General features: G+C 73.5%; 19 protein-coding genes. 14 read left to right on the top strand and 5 right to left on the bottom strand.

The genetic code is table 11. From position 1 onward, the window contains the following. Positions 1 to 98 precede the first annotated feature (98 nt). The 3 genes from tuf to ACH4K4_RS31975 all read left to right on the top strand — a co-directional run bounded on the left by tuf (position 99) and on the right by ACH4K4_RS31975 (position 3,226). Entirely contained in the window at positions 99 to 1,274 is a 1,176-nt protein-coding gene (gene tuf, locus ACH4K4_RS31985) for an elongation factor Tu (protein ID WP_398172115.1), read from the top strand. Positions 1,275 to 1,380: 106 nt separating this feature from the next. Further along, the gene (locus tag ACH4K4_RS31980) at positions 1,381 to 2,223 is read left to right on the top strand and encodes a patatin-like phospholipase family protein (RefSeq protein ID WP_398172113.1); all 843 of its coding nucleotides are present in this window, start codon (positions 1,381 to 1,383) and stop codon (positions 2,221 to 2,223) included. A gap of 211 nt (positions 2,224 to 2,434) precedes the next feature. Continuing rightward, positions 2,435 to 3,226: a spermidine synthase gene (locus ACH4K4_RS31975; RefSeq protein ID WP_398172213.1), complete on the top strand. Its 792-nt coding sequence runs from the start codon at positions 2,435 to 2,437 to the stop codon at positions 3,224 to 3,226. Here the strand turns inward: ACH4K4_RS31975 and ACH4K4_RS31970 are convergent. Next, the gene (locus ACH4K4_RS31970; protein WP_398172111.1) at positions 3,223 to 4,482 is read right to left on the bottom strand and encodes an MFS transporter; all 1,260 of its coding nucleotides are present in this window, start codon (positions 4,480 to 4,482) and stop codon (positions 3,223 to 3,225) included. The two genes, ACH4K4_RS31975 and ACH4K4_RS31970, sit on opposite strands and share 4 nt — an antisense overlap. Positions 4,483 to 4,654: 172 nt before the next feature. Here ACH4K4_RS31970 and ACH4K4_RS31965 point away from each other — a divergent pair, with 172 nt between their 5' ends. Both ACH4K4_RS31965 and ACH4K4_RS31960 read left to right on the top strand, forming a co-directional pair. After that, a complete protein-coding gene (locus tag ACH4K4_RS31965) occupies positions 4,655 to 5,119 on the top strand; it encodes a DUF4442 domain-containing protein (protein ID WP_360129962.1) in 465 nt (154 codons plus the stop codon). A 313-nt stretch (positions 5,120 to 5,432) separates the two neighbouring features. Further along, the gene (locus tag ACH4K4_RS31960) at positions 5,433 to 6,080 is read left to right on the top strand and encodes a DedA family protein (RefSeq protein WP_398172211.1); all 648 of its coding nucleotides are present in this window, start codon (positions 5,433 to 5,435) and stop codon (positions 6,078 to 6,080) included. A 15-nt stretch (positions 6,081 to 6,095) separates the two neighbouring features. Here ACH4K4_RS31960 and ACH4K4_RS31955 read toward each other — a convergent pair whose 3' ends face one another. Continuing rightward, positions 6,096 to 7,628, bottom strand: a complete 1,533-nt coding sequence (locus ACH4K4_RS31955; protein WP_398172108.1) for an AAA family ATPase — start codon at positions 7,626 to 7,628, stop codon at positions 6,096 to 6,098. 326 nt (positions 7,629 to 7,954) lie between these two features. Between ACH4K4_RS31955 and ACH4K4_RS31950 the strand changes: the two genes are divergently transcribed. The 4 genes from ACH4K4_RS31950 to ACH4K4_RS31935 all read left to right on the top strand — a co-directional run bounded on the left by ACH4K4_RS31950 (position 7,955) and on the right by ACH4K4_RS31935 (position 11,250). Continuing rightward, positions 7,955 to 8,980: an alpha/beta hydrolase gene (locus tag ACH4K4_RS31950; protein ID WP_398172106.1), complete on the top strand. Its 1,026-nt coding sequence runs from the start codon at positions 7,955 to 7,957 to the stop codon at positions 8,978 to 8,980. A gap of 104 nt (positions 8,981 to 9,084) precedes the next feature. After that, the gene (locus ACH4K4_RS31945) at positions 9,085 to 9,624 is read left to right on the top strand and encodes a gamma carbonic anhydrase family protein (protein ID WP_398172104.1); all 540 of its coding nucleotides are present in this window, start codon (positions 9,085 to 9,087) and stop codon (positions 9,622 to 9,624) included. Positions 9,625 to 9,679: 55 nt separating this feature from the next. Next, positions 9,680 to 10,642 (top strand): non-homologous end-joining DNA ligase, encoded by a 963-nt coding sequence (ligD, locus tag ACH4K4_RS31940; protein ID WP_398172102.1) that lies wholly within the window; start codon positions 9,680 to 9,682, stop codon positions 10,640 to 10,642. A gap of 308 nt (positions 10,643 to 10,950) precedes the next feature. Further along, positions 10,951 to 11,250 (top strand): hypothetical protein, encoded by a 300-nt coding sequence (locus ACH4K4_RS31935; protein ID WP_398172100.1) that lies wholly within the window; start codon positions 10,951 to 10,953, stop codon positions 11,248 to 11,250. Between the two features lie 193 nt (positions 11,251 to 11,443). Here ACH4K4_RS31935 and ACH4K4_RS31930 read toward each other — a convergent pair whose 3' ends face one another. Together ACH4K4_RS31930 and ACH4K4_RS31925 are read right to left on the bottom strand one after the other, a co-directional pair. Continuing rightward, positions 11,444 to 11,776, bottom strand: a complete 333-nt coding sequence (locus ACH4K4_RS31930) for an STAS domain-containing protein (RefSeq protein ID WP_398172098.1) — start codon at positions 11,774 to 11,776, stop codon at positions 11,444 to 11,446. A 58-nt stretch (positions 11,777 to 11,834) separates the two neighbouring features. Beyond that, a complete protein-coding gene (locus ACH4K4_RS31925) occupies positions 11,835 to 12,878 on the bottom strand; it encodes a Ppx/GppA phosphatase family protein (RefSeq protein ID WP_398172096.1) in 1,044 nt (347 codons plus the stop codon). A 241-nt stretch (positions 12,879 to 13,119) separates the two neighbouring features. Here ACH4K4_RS31925 and ACH4K4_RS31920 point away from each other — a divergent pair, with 241 nt between their 5' ends. The 5 genes from ACH4K4_RS31920 to ACH4K4_RS31900 all read left to right on the top strand — a co-directional run bounded on the left by ACH4K4_RS31920 (position 13,120) and on the right by ACH4K4_RS31900 (position 17,053). Then, the gene (locus tag ACH4K4_RS31920; RefSeq protein ID WP_398172094.1) at positions 13,120 to 13,857 is read left to right on the top strand and encodes an ANTAR domain-containing protein; all 738 of its coding nucleotides are present in this window, start codon (positions 13,120 to 13,122) and stop codon (positions 13,855 to 13,857) included. Positions 13,858 to 14,003: 146 nt separating this feature from the next. Continuing rightward, a complete protein-coding gene (locus tag ACH4K4_RS31915) occupies positions 14,004 to 14,399 on the top strand; it encodes a DUF2795 domain-containing protein (protein WP_398172092.1) in 396 nt (131 codons plus the stop codon). 34 nt (positions 14,400 to 14,433) lie between these two features. Beyond that, on the top strand, positions 14,434 to 14,901 hold the full coding sequence (locus ACH4K4_RS31910) for a DUF5709 domain-containing protein (protein ID WP_398172090.1): 468 nt from the start codon (positions 14,434 to 14,436) through the stop codon (positions 14,899 to 14,901). 152 nt (positions 14,902 to 15,053) lie between these two features. Beyond that, positions 15,054 to 15,938 carry an SDR family oxidoreductase gene (locus ACH4K4_RS31905; RefSeq protein WP_398172088.1) on the top strand — a complete coding sequence of 295 codons (885 nt, stop codon included), beginning with the start codon at positions 15,054 to 15,056 and terminating at the stop codon, positions 15,936 to 15,938. 74 nt (positions 15,939 to 16,012) lie between these two features. Further along, positions 16,013 to 17,053, top strand: coding sequence for an SDR family oxidoreductase (locus ACH4K4_RS31900; RefSeq protein WP_398172086.1), 1,041 nt, complete (start codon positions 16,013 to 16,015; stop codon positions 17,051 to 17,053). Between the two features lie 22 nt (positions 17,054 to 17,075). Here ACH4K4_RS31900 and ACH4K4_RS31895 read toward each other — a convergent pair whose 3' ends face one another. Then, on the bottom strand, positions 17,076 to 17,681 hold the full coding sequence (locus tag ACH4K4_RS31895) for a flavodoxin family protein (RefSeq protein WP_398172084.1): 606 nt from the start codon (positions 17,679 to 17,681) through the stop codon (positions 17,076 to 17,078).

Below are 17,681 nucleotides of genomic sequence, written 5' to 3'. Positions count from 1 at the left end.
GGCGAACCCCGCAGGGGGAGGGTCGGCGGGGTTCAGGGGTTCTCACGGCGGCGTGTCCCGCCGCCGTGTCCACCGCGTTGCTGCGAGGAAGAACAGCCATGCCCAAGACGGCATACGTGCGGACCAAGCCGCACCTGAACATCGGCACGATGGGTCACGTCGACCACGGCAAGACGACGCTGACCGCCGCGATCACCAAGGTGCTCAGCGAGCGCGGGGGCGGCGCCTTCGTGCCCTTCGACCGGATCGACCGGGCGCCCGAGGAGGCCGCCCGCGGCATCACCATCAACATCGCGCACGTCGAGTACGAGACCGGCACCCGGCACTACGCCCACGTCGACATGCCGGGCCACGCCGACTTCGTCAAGAACATGGTCACCGGCGCGGCCCAGCTCGACGGCGCGATCCTCGTCGTCTCCGCGCTCGACGGGATCATGCCGCAGACCGCCGAGCACGTCCTGCTCGCCAAGCAGGTGGGCGTCCGGTACGTCGTCGTCGCGCTGAACAAGGCCGACGCCGGCGACCCCGAGCTGACCGACCTGGTGGAGCTGGAGGTCCGCGAGCTGCTCACGGCGCACGGCTACGACGGGGACCACGTGCCCGTCGTACGGGTCTCCGGGCTGCGTGCCCTGGAGGGCGACCCGCGGTGGTGCGAGGCGATCGAGGCGCTGCTCGACGCGGTGGACACCTATGTGCCGACGCCGGAGCGGTACCGCGACGCGCCGTTCCTGCTACCGGTGGAGAACGTCCTGACCATCACCGGGCGCGGCACCGTCGTCACCGGCGCCGTCGAGCGCGGCACGGTGCGCGTCGGCGACCGGGTCGCGGTGCTGGGCGCGGACACGGAGACGGTGGTGACCGGCCTGGAGACGTTCGGGAAGCCGATGGAGTCGGCGGAGGCGGGCGACAGCGTCGCGCTGCTCCTGCGCGGCCTGCACCGCGACGAGGTGCGCAGGGGGCACGTCGTCGCGGCGCCGGGCAGTGTGACGCCGCGGCGGCGGTTCACCGCCGAGGTGTACGTGCTGTCCACGGAGGAGGGCGGCCGCCGCACGCCGCTGTCCACGGGCTACCGCCCGCAGTTCTACATCCGTACGGCGGACGTGGTCGGCGACGTCGACCTCGGTGAGCGGGGAATCGCGCGGCCCGGCGAGACGGTGACGTGCACCGTCGAGCTGGGGCGCGACGTCCCGCTGGAGCCGGGCCTCGGCTTCGCCATCCGCGAGGGCGGCAGGACGGTGGGCGCCGGCACCATCCGCACGGTGGCCGGAACGTAACGGCAACCACCGGCCGGGGGCCGGGGCGGGGCCGCGAGAGCTGCCACACTGCCGTACGAGACCGCCGTACGGGGGTGTCCCCGGCGGTACCGGAGAAGGGACCGTGATGACGGGAACGGCGCTGGTACTGGGCGGCGGGGGCTACACGGGCATCGGCTGGGAGATCGGCATGCTCGCCGGGCTCGCCGAGGCCGGTGCCGATCTGGGGGCGGCCGATGTCGTGATCGGGACGTCGGCCGGCGCGATCGTGGGCGCCCAGCTCGCGTCCGGCCGGCTGACGCCGGAGGAGCTGTACGCGCGCCAGTTCGTCCCGGTCCCGGGGGAGTCCGCGGCGCGCATGGGGACGCGGGAGCTGGCCCACTTCGCGTACCTGGCGCTGCGCTCGCGCGACGCCACGGCCTTCGGGGCCCGCATGGGGCGGCTCGCGCTGGCCGCCCGCGCGGCCGCGGGCCCCAGCCGGCGCGACGCCATCGCCGCGCGCCTGGCCTGCCACGACTGGCCGGCGCGGCGGCTGATGATCACCGCGGTGGACGCGGCGACGGGGCGGCGGAAGGCTTTCGACGACACGAGCGGGGTGGAGCTGGTCGACGCGGTGGGCGCGAGCTGCGCGGTGCCCGGCGTGTGGCCGCCGGTGAGCATCGGCGGGAGGTGGTGGATCGACGGCGGCGTGCACTCCAGCGCCAACGCGGATCTGGCCGACGGGTACGGCAGGGTCGTCGTCCTGGCGCCGGTGGCGGCGGGTGGCGGCCCCGTCGCCACCGCGCGCTCCCAGGGGGCGGCCCTGGCCCGGCGCGGGGCCCGGGTGAGCGTCGTCGTGCCGGACCGCGCGGCCCGCGCCGCCTACGGCCGCAACGTCCTGGACCCGGCCAGGCGCGCCGACGCGGCCCGCGCGGGCCGCCGCCAAGCGGCAGCGCACGCCAAGGAAATCCTGGGGGTGTGGGAGGGCTGAGGCGGGGGAGACAGGTGAGGCGTCGGCAATCACACGGCGGGGAACGGGGCCGTTCAGGAGGGGTCGGACCGCGGTCACCGACCGGCACAATAGGACGGTGGACGAAGCAGCCGAGCAGATACCGGGCACGGAGCCGGCCCCGCACGACCCTGACGGGCACGCCGGTCCGGTGCCCGTCACACGGGTCGTCGACGGCGGTACCGCCAAGCTGATGCCGGACGTGGACCGCCCGCACGCCTGGCTGCTGACCGTGGACGGCGCCCCGCAGTCGTACGTCGACCTCGACGCCCCCACCGACCTGGAATTCGAGTACGCGCGCCGGCTCGCGGCCGTCCTGGACACGGCCGCCGCGCCCGCCGAACCGCTCGACGTACTGCACCTCGGCGGCGGGGCGCTCACCCTGCCGCGCTACCTGGCCGCGACCCGCCCGGGGTCCCGCCAGCAAGTGATCGAGGCCGACCGGGGGCTGCTCGCCCTGGTCGCCGAGTGGCTGCCGCTGCCCGCGGACTCCGGCATCGAGGTGCGGGCCGCGGACGCCCGTACAGCCCTGGAAGCCGCGCCGGAGCACAGCGCGGACGTGATCGTGGCGGACGTCTTCGGCGGCTCGCGGGTGCCCGCGCACCTCACCTCCGTCGAGTACGCGCGCGCCGCGGCCCGGGCCCTGCGCCCGCAGGGGCTCTACGCGGCCAACCTCGCCGACAGCGCGCCCTTCGGCTTCCTGCGCGCCCAGCTCGCGAACTTCGCCACCGTCTTCACGAACCTGTGCGTGATCGCCGAGCCGGCGGTGCTGCGCGGCCGCCGCTTCGGCAATGTGGTGCTGGCCGCGTCCCGCGCCGAGCTGCCCCTCGCGCAGCTGGCCCGGCGGGCCGCCGCCGACGTGTTCCCCGCCCGGGTCGAGCACGGCGCGGCGCTCCTGCGGCTGGTCGGTGACGCCGCGCCCGTGCACGACGCGCAGGCGGTACCCTCACCGCGTCCGCCGGACGGCGCGTTCAGCATCGGCTAGGAGTCCGCGCCCCGGCGCGTGAGCCGGCGTACGTCCGGTACGCACAACACGGCCGCCGTCAGCAGCGCGATCAGCGCAGCGCAGCCCCACAGCGCGGTGTTCCGGCCGACGAGATTCTGTACGGGCCCGGCCAGCGCGGTGGCCAGCGGCGTGACCGCCAGCGAGCCGAACCAGTCGTACGACGAGACCCGGGAGAACTTCTCCTCCGGGATCTCCTGGTGCAGCGCCGTCATCCACAGCACGCCGAACACCTCGACGGCGATGCCGGTGCCGAACATCACCAGGATCAGGACGCCGGCCGACACCGGTACGGCCAGCGCGGCCGAGGGCAGGGCGAGCGGGAAGACGCACAGGACGCCGGTGAGCAGGATCCGGCGGGGCCGGACGCGCATCATGAGCAGCGCGCCGCCGACCGTGCCCGCGCCGAACGCGGCCAGCGCCAGCCCCCATGGCTTGGGCCCGCCCAGGTGCTCCTCGGCGACCATCGGCCCGTACACCGCCTCGGCCGCCACCACCACCGCGTTGACGACCGCGAACTGCCCGATCACCGCCCACAGCCACGGCCGGGAGACCACCTCCCGCCAGCCGTCGCGCAGGTCCTTGAGGAGCCCGGCCGCGGGCGGGCGCGCGGGGATGTGGCTGACGTCGAGGAAGGCCCGCAGGGCGCCCGCGACGGCGAAGGCGGCGGCGTCGACCGCCAGTACCCAGCCGGGGCCGACGGCGGCGACCAGCGCGCCGCCGAGCGCGGCGCCGCCGATGTTCGCGCCGTTCATGCTCATACGGAAGAAGGCGAAGGCCCGGCTGGAGTGCTCGCCGGAGACGCTGGAGAGCACCATCCCCTCGGAGGCCGGGGCGAAGAACGCCTGGCCGGTGCCGCCGAGGGCGGCCAGCACCGCCATCTGCCACAGCTGCGCCTGCCCGGCCAGGACCAGCAGCGCGAAGGCGCCCTGCGAGACGCAGCTGAGCGCGTTGGCGGCGACCATGACGCGGTGGCGCGGCAGCCGGTCCGCCACCGCGCCGCCTATCAGGAGGAAGACGACGAGCGGGACCGTACGGGCCGTGGCGACCAGGCCGACGTCGGTGGCCGAGCCGCCGGCGCCGAGCACCGCGAACGCGGCCGCGATCAGCGAGCCGGCGCTGCCGAGGTTGGCGACCACGGCGGCGGTGGTCAGCAGGGTGTAGTTGCGTCCGGCCCAGGCAGGGCGGCGGGAGCGGCGTATGCCGTCGCGGTCGTCCGCGCGCTCGGTCTTCAGCACGGTCGCACCGGGGTGCGCCGCGGGACCGCCTGTCGCGCGGGATGCTGCTTCTGCTCGCCTTCGGGGGGCTGCTGGCCTGGCCACATGAGCCACCACGATAAGCGGGGAGGTCTTCGTGCCGGGACGGCGGGCGGGGCTTCCCCAGAAAGCTACTCGTAGGTAACATGCCGCCATGTCCTCCGAGACCAAGCCGTCGATCGGCGAAATGATGGCGGCCACCGTGCCGATGGCCCGTACGCTCAACCTCGAATTCACCGAGACCACCGCCGAGCGGGCCGTGGTCCGGCTGCCCGACCAGGCGGATTACCACAACCACGTCGGCGGACCGCACGCCGGCGCGATGTTCACCCTCGCCGAGTCGGCCAGCGGCGCGATCGTGCTCGCGGCCTTCGGCGACCAGCTCTCGCGCGCCGTGCCGCTCGCCGTACGGGCCGAGATCGGCTACAAGAAGCTGGCCATGGGCCCGGTCACCGCCACTGCCGAGATCGGCCGCCCGGTCGCCGAGATCGTCGCCGAACTGGATGCGGGGCAGCGGCCGGAATTCCCGGTGAACGTCGCCATCACCAGGGAGGACGGCGCGGTCACCGGCGAGATGACCATCGTGTGGACGCTGCGCCCGAACAACCCCGCCGCCTAGGAAGCGGAGCGCCGCGGCGGCTCCCGGCCGATTCGGCCCGTCGCACAGGCAACTCCGGAGCACCGTGTCGCGTCTCGTACGGGGAAGGCCCGGCCGCCGGCCCCGCCACCCGTGTGCGTACCGGCCCGTCGCGCGAACCGCGGCGGGCCGGTTCCATGACGCGGGAACGGGGGCGGCCGAAGGGGATCGAGTAGGCTTCCCGGGCGCGCTCGCGGGCGCGTAGGCGGGGACTTTGCGATCTTCGACGGCGTCGCCGGGCGCCGGGCAGCGGCCCACGGGGGCCCGACACCTAGTGGAGGAAGCGGCGTTGCAGATGGAGTGGCTGGAGACGGTGCCGGCCTTGAGCGTGTACCTCCTCGTGGGGGTGGTCATCGGCCTGGAGAGCCTCGGCATTCCGCTGCCCGGTGAGATCGTCCTGGTGAGCGCGGCGATCCTCGCGGCGACGCAGGACCACATCAATCCGTGGGTGCTGGGCGGCTGCGCGTCCGCGGGTGCGATCATCGGGGACTCCATCGGCTATCTGATCGGCCGCAAGGGAGGCCGGCCGCTGGTCAGCTGGGCCGGGCGGAAGTTCCCCAAGCACTTCGGTCCCGACCAGGTGGCGATGGCCGAGGAGAAGTTCGAGAAGTGGGGCATGTGGGCGGTCTTCTTCGGCCGGTTCATCGCCCTGCTGCGCATCTTCGCCGGCCCGCTGGCGGGTGTGCTGAACATGCCGTACTGGAAGTTCCTCATCGCGAACGTGCTCGGCGGCATCGTCTGGGCCGGCGGCACCACCGCCCTGATCTACAGCGTCGGTGTCGTGGCCGAGGAGTGGCTCAAGAAGTTCTCCTCGCTGGGCCTGGTGGCCGCGGTGCTCTTCGGCATCGGATCGTTCGTCGTCATGAAGCGGCGTGCTGCGAAGGCGGCGGCCAAGCGCGAGGCGTCGGCGGCGGCCAAGCCGGCCGACGCGATGGCGGAGTGACCGGCGGGCGGTCCGTCAGGTGAGGCCGAGCCCGCAGCGGGGCCCTTGCAGGGAACCGCTGCGGGTTTCGCTTTGCGCGGCGGCCGCGAGGGCGATGGCCAGCAGGGCCTGGCTGTAGGCGGGGCCGGGCCCGTACCAGGCATCCTGGCAGCGGTGCCCGGCCGCCCGGCGCAGGCAGGCCACGGCGGTACCGGTGTCCGCGCGGCGCAGCGCCAGTACGCCGCGGGCGTGCGCGATACGGGCCAGGGTGTCCGTGTCGCCGTGCCGGGCGGCCGCGTGCCGGGCCCGGACGAGCAGGGACTCGGCGGTACGGGGCGCGTCGTCCTGCGCGGCGAGCCAGCCGGCCAGCCACAGGGCGCGGGCCCGTACGGCGGTGTCGTCGGCGCAGTGCCGCAGCAGCCGGCCGAGGTGGGCGCGTCCCTCCCGGCGCCGGCCGCAGAGGGCCCACCGGAACCACAGGGAGACGGCGATGTCGAGCGCGGTGCGGCCGTCGTCCGCGTCCTGCGGGGGCCGGGTCAGTGCCGCTTGCAGGTGGTGCCGCTCGGCCTCCACCAGCCGTACGGCCGCGCGCCGGTCGGCGCCCTGCCAGGCGATCTGTGCCTCGGCGGCGAGCGCCGCACAGGCCATCCGGAAAGCGCGCAGGACCGTGGCCTCCTCGCCCGTGGCCCGGGCGCCCGCGAGGCCGACGGCACGGGCGGCTGGTGGCAGGCGGTAGCGGGCCGGGGAGAGCGGGCGGGCGGCCGCGCAGCCGGCGCCTGTGGTGTCCGCCGGTACGCGTTCGAGTACCGACGCCCGGTGGAGGCGTTCGAGAGTGGCTTCCACCGCGGGGGCAGAAACGTCACTGCAACTGCCGACGCACCCGGCCAGCCACGCGTCGAAGTCCCCGGGCAGAACGGACAGCCGCGCCCACACCAAGCGGTCGGCGGGGGAGCAGGGGGCGAACGCGGGAGGGGGCCCGGGCGGGCGGTCGGCCAGGCCGCGAGCGGGTCCGTACGGTTCGGCCGGCAGCGCGGGGAACGGTTTCAGCGGAACGACGCGTTCCGCGCCGATCCCCAGCGGCTGCCGCGCCGTGGCCACGATCCGCAGCCCGGCCGGTGCGTACGGTCCGGGCCCGGCGGCTTGCGACCGGCCGGGCCCCCTCGCCGTGCCCGCCTCCGCCCGCAGCAATTGCCGCACCAGCCACGCGCAGGCGCCGGCCACCGGATCGCAGTCGTCGAGCAGCACGGTCAGGGCCCGCCGGGCGCAGTGGGCGGCGAGCGCCTGCGGTGATGTGCCGTACGGCAGGCCCGCCGCCCGGTTCAGGGCCGCGGCCACACCGTCGCCGTCCAGTTCCTCCCGGCAGCCGACCCGGACAAAACCGCCACCGGGACCGCCGTCCCCGCGCGCGGCCTCCTCCAGGACAGCCCGGACCAGTGTGCTCTTCCCCACGTTCGCGGGCCCGGTCACGGTCACCAGCGGGCTCCGGGCGAGCAGCCCGCGCAGCGCGCCGTACTCCGCCGCGCGCCCCGCGAGCCCGGGCAGTGGCGGCCCCTGGGCCCCTGCGCTCATCCGTCATCCCCGTCCGCGGCACCGCACCGTGCCGCGCTGTCGCCAGTCGGAAAAACACGATGCCAGAGCCCGCCCGCGAATCCACCGCATCCCGACATACCGATCGAGGGAACCTAAGCCCACCTGTTCGACATCAATATGCCTGGGGGCGCACGACGGGGTGCGCGACCGGGACGCCGTCGTGTGGCAGACGGCAGGTCCGGTACCCCCGGGGGAGCCGGAAACGGCCGACCGGCTGATCTTTATTCTGGTTCTTTCGCCTGACGCGCGGAGAGCAGTGCCCGCTGCCCGCCGCCCGGACATGAGTTTGCAAGGAGTTCGTCCCGATGAAGCGCCTGCGTACCAGTACTGCGGCCGTCGCCGCGGTGAGCCTGATGGCGATGGGGCTCGTGGCCGGTTGCGGCAGCAAGGACCGGGACGACGTGGACGCCTCGCACGTGCCGAAGCTGCGCTCGCAGGCGCGCGAGGCGAGCGACGGGACCGCCAAGGTCGTCCAGCCCACCGGCCCGCGGTCCGACTTCGTGACGCAGCGCACCACCGGTGACGACGGCACCAAGATAGTGAAGACCCGCTGGCACGGGAAGAAGTCCGGATTCAGCGGCGACATATGGGCCTGGGTGCCGCCGCAGTACAACCAGCCCGAGTACGCCAAGAGCGGCTTCCCGGTCCTCATCGCGCTGCCCGGCTCGTACGGGTACCCGAACAACTACTGGATCGGCGGCGACTTCAAGCTGGAGGAGAAGATCGCCGAGTGGTCCCAGGCGGGCAAGACGCTGCCGTTCATCCTGGTGATGCCGGTTCTGAACCCGAAGAAGAAGTACTACGACGGCAGCGACATCCCCGGCCAGCCGAAGATGGGCACCTGGCTGACCGAGGACGTCCCGGCGTTCGCCCGCGCCAATTTCCGTACGTACGACAGCCGTGACGGTTGGGCGTTCATGGGGTCCTCGTCCGGCGGTTTCGCGGGCCTGAAGGCCGTGCTCAAGCACCCGAAGAAGTTCAAGGCGGTCATCGCGAACGGGCCCGACACCGTGCCCGACTCCCCGATGTGGAACGGGCACCCCAAGGAGAAGCAGGCCAACGACCCCCGCTGGCTCGCGGACCAGCTGAAGGCCAAGGGCGGCCCCGACGTCTACGTCGCCTTCGAACTGGGGTCGAAGGAGGTGGCGGTGCCTTACGTGAAGAAGTTCATCAACGAGCACACCGGCGGTCCGGTGCACCACACCCTGTTCGAGATCCCCGACGGCCGGCACAGCGGCCACACCTACATCCAGCGGATGCCGGAATCGCTGCACTGGATCAGCGAGCAGATGCTGGGCCCGGTGGCGATGGACACCCGCCCCGAGTCCTGACGCCCCGCTCCGCCACCGCCCGGCCCGCCTCCGGCGTACGCGCCCCCGTCGCCTACTGTGCCACCAGGCGCGACCCGACCGGACCGGCAGCGAGGAGAACGGCTATGGAGCGGCGAGCACTGATCGCGGGCGTGGGCGGCAAGCAGCCTTCGGTCGACGCGGGGGCGTTCACGGCGCCCACGTCCGTCGTGGTGGGGGACGTCACGCTCGCGCCGGGGGCGAGTGTCTGGTATCACGCCGTGCTGCGCGCCGACGCCGGGCCGGTCGTGCTGGGTGCCGGCAGCAACATCCAGGACAACTGCACCGTGCATGCCGATCCCGGGTTCCCCGTGACGGTCGGCGAGCGGGTCTCGGTGGGCCACAACGCCGTCCTGCACGGCTGCACGGTCGAGGACGACGCGCTGATCGGCATGGGCGCCACGGTCCTCAACGGCGCGCACATCGGCGCCGGGTCGCTGGTCGCGGCGCAGGCGCTGGTGCCGCAGGGGATGCGGGTGCCGCCGGGGTCGCTGGTGGCCGGGGTGCCGGCCAAGGTCAGGCGCGAGCTGACCGCGGAAGAGCGGGACGGCATCCGGCTCAAGGCCGCGATGTACACCGAGCTGGCGCGCAGCCATCGCGCGGTGACGGCGGAGACGGGGGAGTAGGCCGCCGCAGGCCCGACCGGTGGCCGGGCCGGGCGCGGCCGTCGATCATCGGGACATGGCCCCGTCCGGCGCACTGCCCATCCTCAGGCCCATGCTCGCCACCCCCGGCCCGCTGCCCGCCGCCGGGGACGAGGACGCCTGGGCGTTCGAGGCGAAGTGGGACGGCGCGCGGTGCATCGTCAACGCGCCGGGCGACGGGACGCTGGGACTCGTCACCCGGGCGGGCAACGACGCGACCGCGACGTACCCGGAGCTGGCGCCGCTCGGCGAGCGGCTGCGCGGCCGGCCCGCGGTTCTCGACGGCGAGGTGGTGGTCCTCGACTCCGAGGGGCGTCCGGACTTCGGGCTGCTGCAGCGCCGGATGGGCGTCACGAGCCGGCGCCGCGCGGCGGGCCTGGCGGGGGAGTACCCGGTCCACCTCGTCCTGTTCGATGTGCTCCACCTCGACGGCCGGCCGCTGCTGGAGCACCCGTACGAGGAGCGGCGCGCGCTCCTGTCCGGGCTGGAACTGGGCGACGGGCCGCACTGGTCGGTCCCGGCCTACGTGCGGGGCCACGCCGGGCAGACCTGGGAGGCGACGCTGCGCGGCGGCTTCGAGGGCGTCGTCGCCAAACGGCTGACCTCGCGGTACGTCCCCGGCGTCCGCTCGTCCGAGTGGCGCAAGACCAAGCACATGGTGACGCTCGACGTGGTCATCGGGGGCTGGACGGAGGGCCGCGGCGGCCTCGCCGGGCTGCCCGGCGCCGTACTGGCCGGCCTGGACGAGCCGGCGGGGCTGCGGTACGTCGGCTCCGTGGGCTCGGGCCTGTCCGGACGCGAACGCCGCGAACTGGCCCGCTACTTGGAGGTCGTGCGGCGCGACACCTCGCCGTTCGTGAACCCGGTCGACGTGCCGGGCGCCCACTGGGCCGAGCCGCGCCTGGTCGCCGAGGTCACCTTCTCCGGCTGGACCTCCGCCGACCGCCTCCGGCAGCCGACCTGGCACCGGCTGCGCCCCGATCTCACCCGGCTGGACTGACGCCGCCCGCGCGCTCCGCGAGGCCGCCGGTACGTTAGAGGGCCTGCGAACCGGACACAGTCGGCGCCGCCGCGCAACCCGCCGGGCAGCGCCGCGAGACCCGTCGTGCGCGGTCTCAGCGCCGGCGCACAGGCCCTCACCAGCCGCTTTGCCGGACGGCGGGCGACCGGAGCGGACGCGCGATCACATGGCGCGCACACGGCCGGTGGAGTGGTCGCCGTGACCCGGTGGTTTGCCGCGTCCACGCCGGGTGACCCGAAGAGCGAAGCTCCAGTCAGCGTGTACGACCGGCAAGGAAGGGAGCGGCCATGCCCTTGCTCGCCGTGCTCTGGCCTTTGGCGATGCTCGGACTCGTGATCGCCCTGGGCCGGTACGAAGACGCCCTGCTGCACCCCCGCCGGCCCCACCGGCCCGTACCGAAAGAGCCGCAGGCCGCGGTCTCCCGCGGCCGGCAGTACCGGCGGCCGACGCCGTACGGCAGGGCCGCCTCCATCGACCGGTACCGGCACGCGGCACCGCTGACGCGGCTGCCCGCCCACCCGCTGGTCTTCAAGGCCGGCGTGCCCCAGCGCGTACCGCGGCGCCACTGGCACCGCGACGCGCCCTGACGCACGGTGCCCGGGAGTCGAAGGGGCGGCGCCGGCGGCTGTGTTCTCAACCGGTCCGGCGCCTGCCTTCCTGCGGCCGCTTGCGGAAGGCTGGGGGACGGGTAACTCGCCACACCAGTCGGTAAACACCTCATTCGTACTCCGGTGGGCCGAGGTACCCCCCCCGGCGCCGCCGGGGGGTGTCGTCCGGCCGCTACGCGGCTTCGAGGGCGGCGGCCAGGGAGCTGTGCAGGGGAATGGTCCGGTGCACTCCGGTGAGCCGGAACGCCTTGCGCACCATGGGGCGGTCGGCGGCCACGCTCAGCGTCATCCCCTGCGCCCGCGCGGTGCGTTGGCAATGCAGCAGGGTTTGCAGTCCGGCGACGGTGATGAGGGGCGCGCGCAGGTCGATGACGACCCGGCTGGCCCCGGGTGCGAGCAGCAGGCCTTGCAGGCCGGCGGCCACCTGGTCGGTGTTGGCGATGTCGATGATCTCGGGGACCTCGATCACGAGGCGGTCGGCGATGTGGTAGTTCGACAGGTTCATGGCAACTCCGCCCACGGAGGGCGCACGGCGCCCGGCGTGGCATCGATATGGGTGGGTTTCAATCGCCCGGCGTCCGCCCCACCGGCAGCCGGAGCGGCGCACGGGGCGCCGCGCCGCTGACCGTCGGCGTGCCGGGCCGGACGTGCCGGTCCCGCGGTACGGGCGTCGGCCACCAGTCGTTGCCGCCCTGCTCCAGGTGGCGCAGCAGCACGCCCTCGCGCAGCGCCCACGGGCAGATGGTGACCTGGCCGATGCCCATGGACTTCATCGCCTGGTACGCCACGACGGCCCCGGCCGGCGCCTGGCGGCTGCGCGCCGCGGAGATCCCCGGTAGTCCGGCCCGCTCGGCCGTGGTCAGCTCCGACAGCCGCCGTACCGCCTTCTTGAGGTCGCCGCGGGCCAGGCGGCGCGTGACGAACGGGCCGTCGCGGCCGGGCGCGGCCCCGCACAGCCGGGCCAGCTGCTGGAACATCCGGGAGGTGGCCACCACGGTGTGCGGCTCCTCCCAGCGCACCCGCGCCGCCACGTTCTTCAGCGAGGCACGCACGTGCCGGCGCAGTTCCCGCAGGGCTTCCGGCTGCGGCCGGCCCCTGCCCGGCAGGAACTCCCGCGTCAGCCGCCCCGCGCCCAGGGGCAGGGAGAAGGCGAAGTCGGGCCGGGCGCCGCGCCCGAACGCGACCTCCAGCGATCCGCCGCCGATGTCCAGCAGCGCCATCGGGCCCGCCTGGAGACCGATCCAGCGCCGCGCCGCCAGGAACGTCAGCTCGGCCTCCACCTCGCCGGGCAGCACCGCCAGCCGCATACCGCCTTCGGCGCGTACGGTCTCCAGGATCTCGCCGCGGTTGGCGGCGTCCCTGACAACCGCGGTGGCGTACGCGAACAGCCGGTCGCACTCCCACCGGGCCGCCTCCTCGCGGGCCCGCCGCACCGCGGTGGCCAGCCGCCGCGCCGCCTGCGGAGCCAGCGTTCCGTCCACGCCGACGTCCTCGGCCAGATGGACGGGGTCCTTCAGGGAGTGGGTCGGCAGCGGTACGCCGCCGACCACCTCACTGACGAGCAGGTGTACGGAGTTCGATCCCGCGTCGAGGACGGCTAAGCGCATGTCCGTGCGGGTACCCCATTCGGACGGTTTCAGCGCTTGGGACCCCGGACTGTCCGGCCGTGATTCCGGCACGGTCCGCCGCGGCCCGCGTTGCGCCCCGGCGCGGCCGGCCCGCCCCGCGCCCCGGTGCACGCCCGCACTCCAGCCGGGGGCTTGCGCTGCCCGTTCCTGGTTACCCGGCGGCAGACCCATTCCATCAGCGACGGGCAACGGTGCGGCCCGTCGAAAGGGTGAACCCGCCATGTCATCGCCTGACCGAGAAGAACTACTGATCACGGCCCTGCTGGAACTCGCGGATCCGGCCGAGGACCAGGACACCGCCGGCCTCACCAAGCGGCTCGCCGAGTACTGCCTGCTGCTGCCGGGGGTGCAGGCGGGTGGTGTCCTCATCATGGGAGAGCGCCGGCCCATGACGGCGACAGGATGCGGCGAAGCGGCCGAACGGCTGGAGCGGACGCAGATCGAGCTGGACGAGGGGCCGTGCCGGGACGTCTGCCACACGGGCCTGAGCCTGGCCGACGTGCCGCTGCGCCACCCGCAGTGCCGCGCCCGCTGGCCGCGCTTCACCGCCCAGGCGCTGGCCGAAGGCTTCAGCGCCGCCACGGTGCTCCCCGTGCGCTACCGCGCCCGGCGGCTGGGCGCCCTCAGCCTCTTCCACGAGCACCGCGCACTGGCCGGCAGCGAGGTGGCGCTGGGGCAGGCGCTGGCCGACGCGGTCGGCATCGGACTGGCGTACCGCATGGACCTGCACGGCCTCCAGGACCGGACCGGTCAGCTGCAGACCGCGTTGGACAGCAGGATCGTCATCGAACAGGCCAAAGGCGTGCTCTCCGAGCGCCTGGGCAGCACACCCGACGCGGCGTTCACGCTGATGCGCGGGCATGCCCGGGCACACCAGCTGAAGCTGACCGAGGTCGCCGCCCGGATCATCGACGGGCCTGCCGACTCGGGACCCTTCGCCCGGTCCGGGCTCGGCTGACCGGCGCGTTCGCTCTCGGCTTCCGGCTGTTTCGCGAAAGAGGCAGCGGGCACCCCGTAACGCATGGCACGGGAGGGGTACAGACGTGCGGGGCGGAAATGCGGAATGCAGCCAGTCCTGGAGGCAGAAAGACAATGGATCAGGGTATGAACAAGACCGGCCCGGCCCGGGACGACATGCTGAAGAAGCAGATTCAGGGCGAATTGAAGGCCGATCGGGCCCTGCGCGCCGAGGAGGACCACGACCCGGAGCCGTCGGGAGAGGACCAGCCCGACGTGACCCGGAGCGCCGGCGCTCCGTTCGGCGGCAGCACACCGGACGGAATGACGCCCGAGGCCGTGGAAATCCGGACGGAAATGGCCCAGCATCTGGGCCGCAGCGTGTATCCGGCCGACCGGAACGCCATCATCGGCACGCTTCGGCAGAACAACGCGCCGGACCGCTTGGTCGAACTGGCCCAACGCCTTCCGGAGAACGAGCGGTACGAGAACGCGCAGCGCATCGTGGAATCGCTGGGGCTCACGGGAGAGCACCGCGCCTGACGGTCGCGCGACCCGCGCTGGAAAGGGAGCTGGCATGTCCGATGAAGCGATGGGCGACGAGGTATACCAGCCCTCGGCGTCCGACAAACAGGGGACTTCCGACGAACTCGATATGGAAGACGCTCTCGACGAGCCGGACCTCGACGAAATGCTGGACCAGGGGTACTCGCCGCCCGAAAAACCGCTGGCGGTGAACCAGAAGGGCACCACCGCCAACGAACAGCGTGCGGGCGAGAGCCTTGAGGAACGGCTCGACAAGGAGGTGCCGGACGTCGGTCCGCCGGACGGCGACGGCATCGGCGACCAGCCGGACGCCGACGGCGAACCCGTGGACGGCCAGGTGGGAGACGAGCGCGCGGGGCGGATGACCGGCACCGACGAGGGTGACGCGCTGCGGCTGCGCAACGACGAGATCGGCCGCGACGTCGGCATCGACGGCGGTGCCGCCTCGGCGGAGGAGGCCGCGGTGCACATTGTCGACGACCCCGACCTCTCGGGCTGACCACCCGCCGCCGCCACTGTCGCGGAAAAGGGCACCGACGAGGTGGGCGCGCGTCGCCGAGGACCGGCGGGAAAGCCGGCCTCGGTGGCGCGTTCACTGTGCCGGGCCCGATTCCACGCTCGCCCGAAGGGCTCTTATCGGAGGTATGGACGATGACCGGTAACGACCAGCAGAATCCCGTGAAGCAGCACCCGCAGCCGGAATTCCCCCAACAGGACCAGCCGCATCCAGGTGCCACGGACGACATGTCGCCCCGCCCGGACCACGGCGAAACCTCGTACGCGGGCACCGGGCGGCTGCGCGACCGCCGCACGCTGATCACCGGCGGAGACTCCGGAATCGGCCGGGCCGTCGCGCTCGCCTTCGCGCGCGAAGGGGCGGATGTGGCCTTTACTTATCTGGAGGAAGAGGAGAAGGACGCGCGGGAAACCACCCGGCTGATCGAGGAGGCGGGGCAGCGGGCCCTCGCGGTGTCGTGCGACATCCGCGAGGAGGAGCAGTGCCGGAGCCTGGTGGACCGGGTGGTACGGGAATTCGGCCGTATCGACGTCCTGGTCAACAACGCCGCTTACCAGATGGCGCAGCCCGACGGTATCGAAGGAATTACCACGGAGCAGCTCGACCGGGTGATGCGGACCAACGTCTACGGCATGTTCTGGCTTTCCAAGATGTCGTTGCCGCACATTCCCGAGGGCGGCAGCATCATCAACACGACATCCGTCCAGGCGTACCAGCCGAGTCCGCAGCTGCTCGATTACGCGACCACCAAGGGCGCCATCGTCACGTTCACCCACGGGCTGGCGGGCCAGCTCGCCGAACGCGGCATCCGCGTCAACGCGGTGGCGCCCGGACCGGTGTGGACGCCGCTGATCCCCTCGACGCTGCCGGACACCACCGAATTCGGCAAGCAGAGCCCGCTGCAACGCGCGGCCCAGCCCGTGGAGATGGCGCCCGCCTACGTCTTCCTCGCGTCCCAGCAGGCCAGTTACATCACCGCGGAAATCGTGAACGCGACCGGCGGCACACCGCTGCCGTGACCCGCGACCGGTCTCAAGGAGGTCTCCATGCCCAGTGCCGACATCCGCCTCTCCGGCGCCTCGGGCGGTGCCCGGTGAGCCGCCCGCACCGGCCCGCGGCGCAGACCGTCGTCGTCACGGGCGCGAGCGCCGGGATCGGCCGCGCGACGGCCCGTCTCTTCGCGGAGCGCGGCGCCCGCGTGGCGCTGCTCGCCCGCGGCCGTACCGGGCTCGACGCCGCGGCGGCCGAGGTCGAGGCGCGGGGCGGGCGGGCCCTGGTGCTGCCCACCGACGTGGCCGATCCCGGCCAGGTCGAGGCGGCGGCCCAGGCCGTGGAGGACGCCTTCGGGGCGATCGACGTGTGGGTGAACAACGCGTTCAGCTCGGTGTTCGCACCGTTCACGGAGATCGGGGCCGAGGAGTACGGGCGCGCCACCGAGGTCACGTACCTGGGTTTCGTCAACGGCACGCGGGCCGCGCTGCGGCGCATGCTGCCGCGGGACGCGGGCGCGATCGTGCAGGTCGGCTCCGCCCTCGGTTTCCGGTCGGTCCCCTTGCAGTCGGTGTACTGCGGCGCCAAGCACGCCATCAACGGCTTCACGTCCAGCGTCCGCACCGAGCTGCTGCACCAGGGGAGCCGGGTGGCGGTCACCGTCGTCCAGATGCCGGCCGTCAACACCGCGCAGTTCTCCTGGGTGCTGTCCCGGCTGCCGAAGAACCCCCGGCCCGTGGCTCCCGTGTACCAGCCCGAGGTGGCCGCCCGTGCCGTGGTGCACGCGGCCGACCACCCGCGGCGCAAGCAGTACTACGTCGGGCTCTCCACCGCGGCCGCCATCCTCGGCAACCGGGTCGCGCCCGCGCTGCTGGACCGCTACCTCGCCCGTACCGGTTACGACTCGCAGCAGACGGACGAGCGGGCGGACGCCGGCCGGCCGGAGAACCTGTGGCGCCCGGCGGACGGCCCCGGCGGCCGGGACTTCGGGGCGCACGGCGTCTTCGACGGCAGTTCGCACCCGCGCTCGCCGCAAGCGGCTCTCGCCCGCCACCCGGCTCTCGTATCGGCCGCCTCGGCGGCAGCCGGAGTCGCCGCGGGTGTCGCGCTGAGGTCCGTACGGCGGCGGGGACGGGGCCGCTGACCCGGAGGCGGGCAGCCCGCGGCTACGACGACGGCGGGTAGGCGTACTGGCGCAGCAGCCGGACCAGGTGCACCGCGTTCACGGCGAGCGTGCGCGTCGTGGAGGCCACGTTGTCGGGACGTTCGTCCAGGTCCTGGTAGTCCGTGCCGTGCTGCGCCTCGCCCACCCAGTAGGTGACGGCGTTGGGCGCGAGGGAGAAGCCGAGGTCGTTGAGGCCCTGGAAGAGGTCGGCGCTCACCTTGTGCGCGCCGTCCTCGTTCCCGACGACGGCGACGGCGCCCACCTTCCCGTACGTCAACTGCCGCCCCTGGTCGTCGGTCTCGGAGATGTCGGCGTTCATCCGCTCCAGCACGCGCTGGCACAGGCTGGAGGGGTGGCCGAGCCAGATCGGGGTGGCCAGCAGGACGATGTCGGCCGCCATGATCTTCTCGCGCAGCTTCGGCCAGGCGTCCCCGTTGCCCATGTCGGTGGCGACACCCGGACGGACGTCGTGGTCGGCGACGCGGACGGACTCGCACTGCACGCCGAGGCCGGTGAGGTCGGCGAGCACCTGGTCCGCCAGCAACTGGCTGCTGGAGCGGGTGGGGGAGGGGTTCAGCGTACAGACGAACGCCACGGCCCGGATCAT

Origin of the sequence: Streptomyces sp. NPDC017529, from assembly GCF_044329785.1 — a bacterium.
In the GTDB taxonomy this organism is placed as follows: domain Bacteria; phylum Actinomycetota; class Actinomycetes; order Streptomycetales; family Streptomycetaceae; genus Streptomyces.
The sequence above is the reverse complement of the archived record's forward strand: the minus strand, read 5'-3'. Positions and strand labels throughout refer to the sequence as shown.

Bases quoted from the DNA above. Each gene is read 5' to 3' on its own strand.
- tuf (WP_398172115.1), top strand. From the start codon at position 99: ATGCCCAAGACGGCATACGTGCGGACCAAGCCGCACCTGAACATCGGC.
- ACH4K4_RS31965 (WP_360129962.1), top strand. From the start codon at position 4,655: ATGTCCTCCGAGACCAAGCCGTCGATCGGCGAAATGATGGCGGCCACC.
- ACH4K4_RS31925 (WP_398172096.1), bottom strand. From the start codon at position 12,878: ATGCGCTTAGCCGTCCTCGACGCGGGATCGAACTCCGTACACCTGCTC.
- ACH4K4_RS31930 (WP_398172098.1), bottom strand. From the start codon at position 11,776: ATGAACCTGTCGAACTACCACATCGCCGACCGCCTCGTGATCGAGGTC.
- ACH4K4_RS31910 (WP_398172090.1), top strand. From the start codon at position 14,434: ATGTCCGATGAAGCGATGGGCGACGAGGTATACCAGCCCTCGGCGTCC.
- ACH4K4_RS31920 (WP_398172094.1), top strand. From the start codon at position 13,120: ATGTCATCGCCTGACCGAGAAGAACTACTGATCACGGCCCTGCTGGAA.
- ACH4K4_RS31950 (WP_398172106.1), top strand. From the start codon at position 7,955: ATGAAGCGCCTGCGTACCAGTACTGCGGCCGTCGCCGCGGTGAGCCTG.
- ligD (WP_398172102.1), top strand. From the start codon at position 9,680: ATGGCCCCGTCCGGCGCACTGCCCATCCTCAGGCCCATGCTCGCCACC.
- ACH4K4_RS31905 (WP_398172088.1), top strand. From the start codon at position 15,054: ATGACCGGTAACGACCAGCAGAATCCCGTGAAGCAGCACCCGCAGCCG.
- ACH4K4_RS31960 (WP_398172211.1), top strand. From the start codon at position 5,433: ATGGAGTGGCTGGAGACGGTGCCGGCCTTGAGCGTGTACCTCCTCGTG.
- ACH4K4_RS31955 (WP_398172108.1), bottom strand. From the start codon at position 7,628: ATGAGCGCAGGGGCCCAGGGGCCGCCACTGCCCGGGCTCGCGGGGCGC.
- ACH4K4_RS31915 (WP_398172092.1), top strand. From the start codon at position 14,004: ATGAACAAGACCGGCCCGGCCCGGGACGACATGCTGAAGAAGCAGATT.
- ACH4K4_RS31895 (WP_398172084.1), bottom strand. From the start codon at position 17,681: ATGATCCGGGCCGTGGCGTTCGTCTGTACGCTGAACCCCTCCCCCACC.
- ACH4K4_RS31945 (WP_398172104.1), top strand. From the start codon at position 9,085: ATGGAGCGGCGAGCACTGATCGCGGGCGTGGGCGGCAAGCAGCCTTCG.
- ACH4K4_RS31935 (WP_398172100.1), top strand. From the start codon at position 10,951: ATGCCCTTGCTCGCCGTGCTCTGGCCTTTGGCGATGCTCGGACTCGTG.
- ACH4K4_RS31975 (WP_398172213.1), top strand. From the start codon at position 2,435: ATGCCGGACGTGGACCGCCCGCACGCCTGGCTGCTGACCGTGGACGGC.
- ACH4K4_RS31980 (WP_398172113.1), top strand. From the start codon at position 1,381: ATGACGGGAACGGCGCTGGTACTGGGCGGCGGGGGCTACACGGGCATC.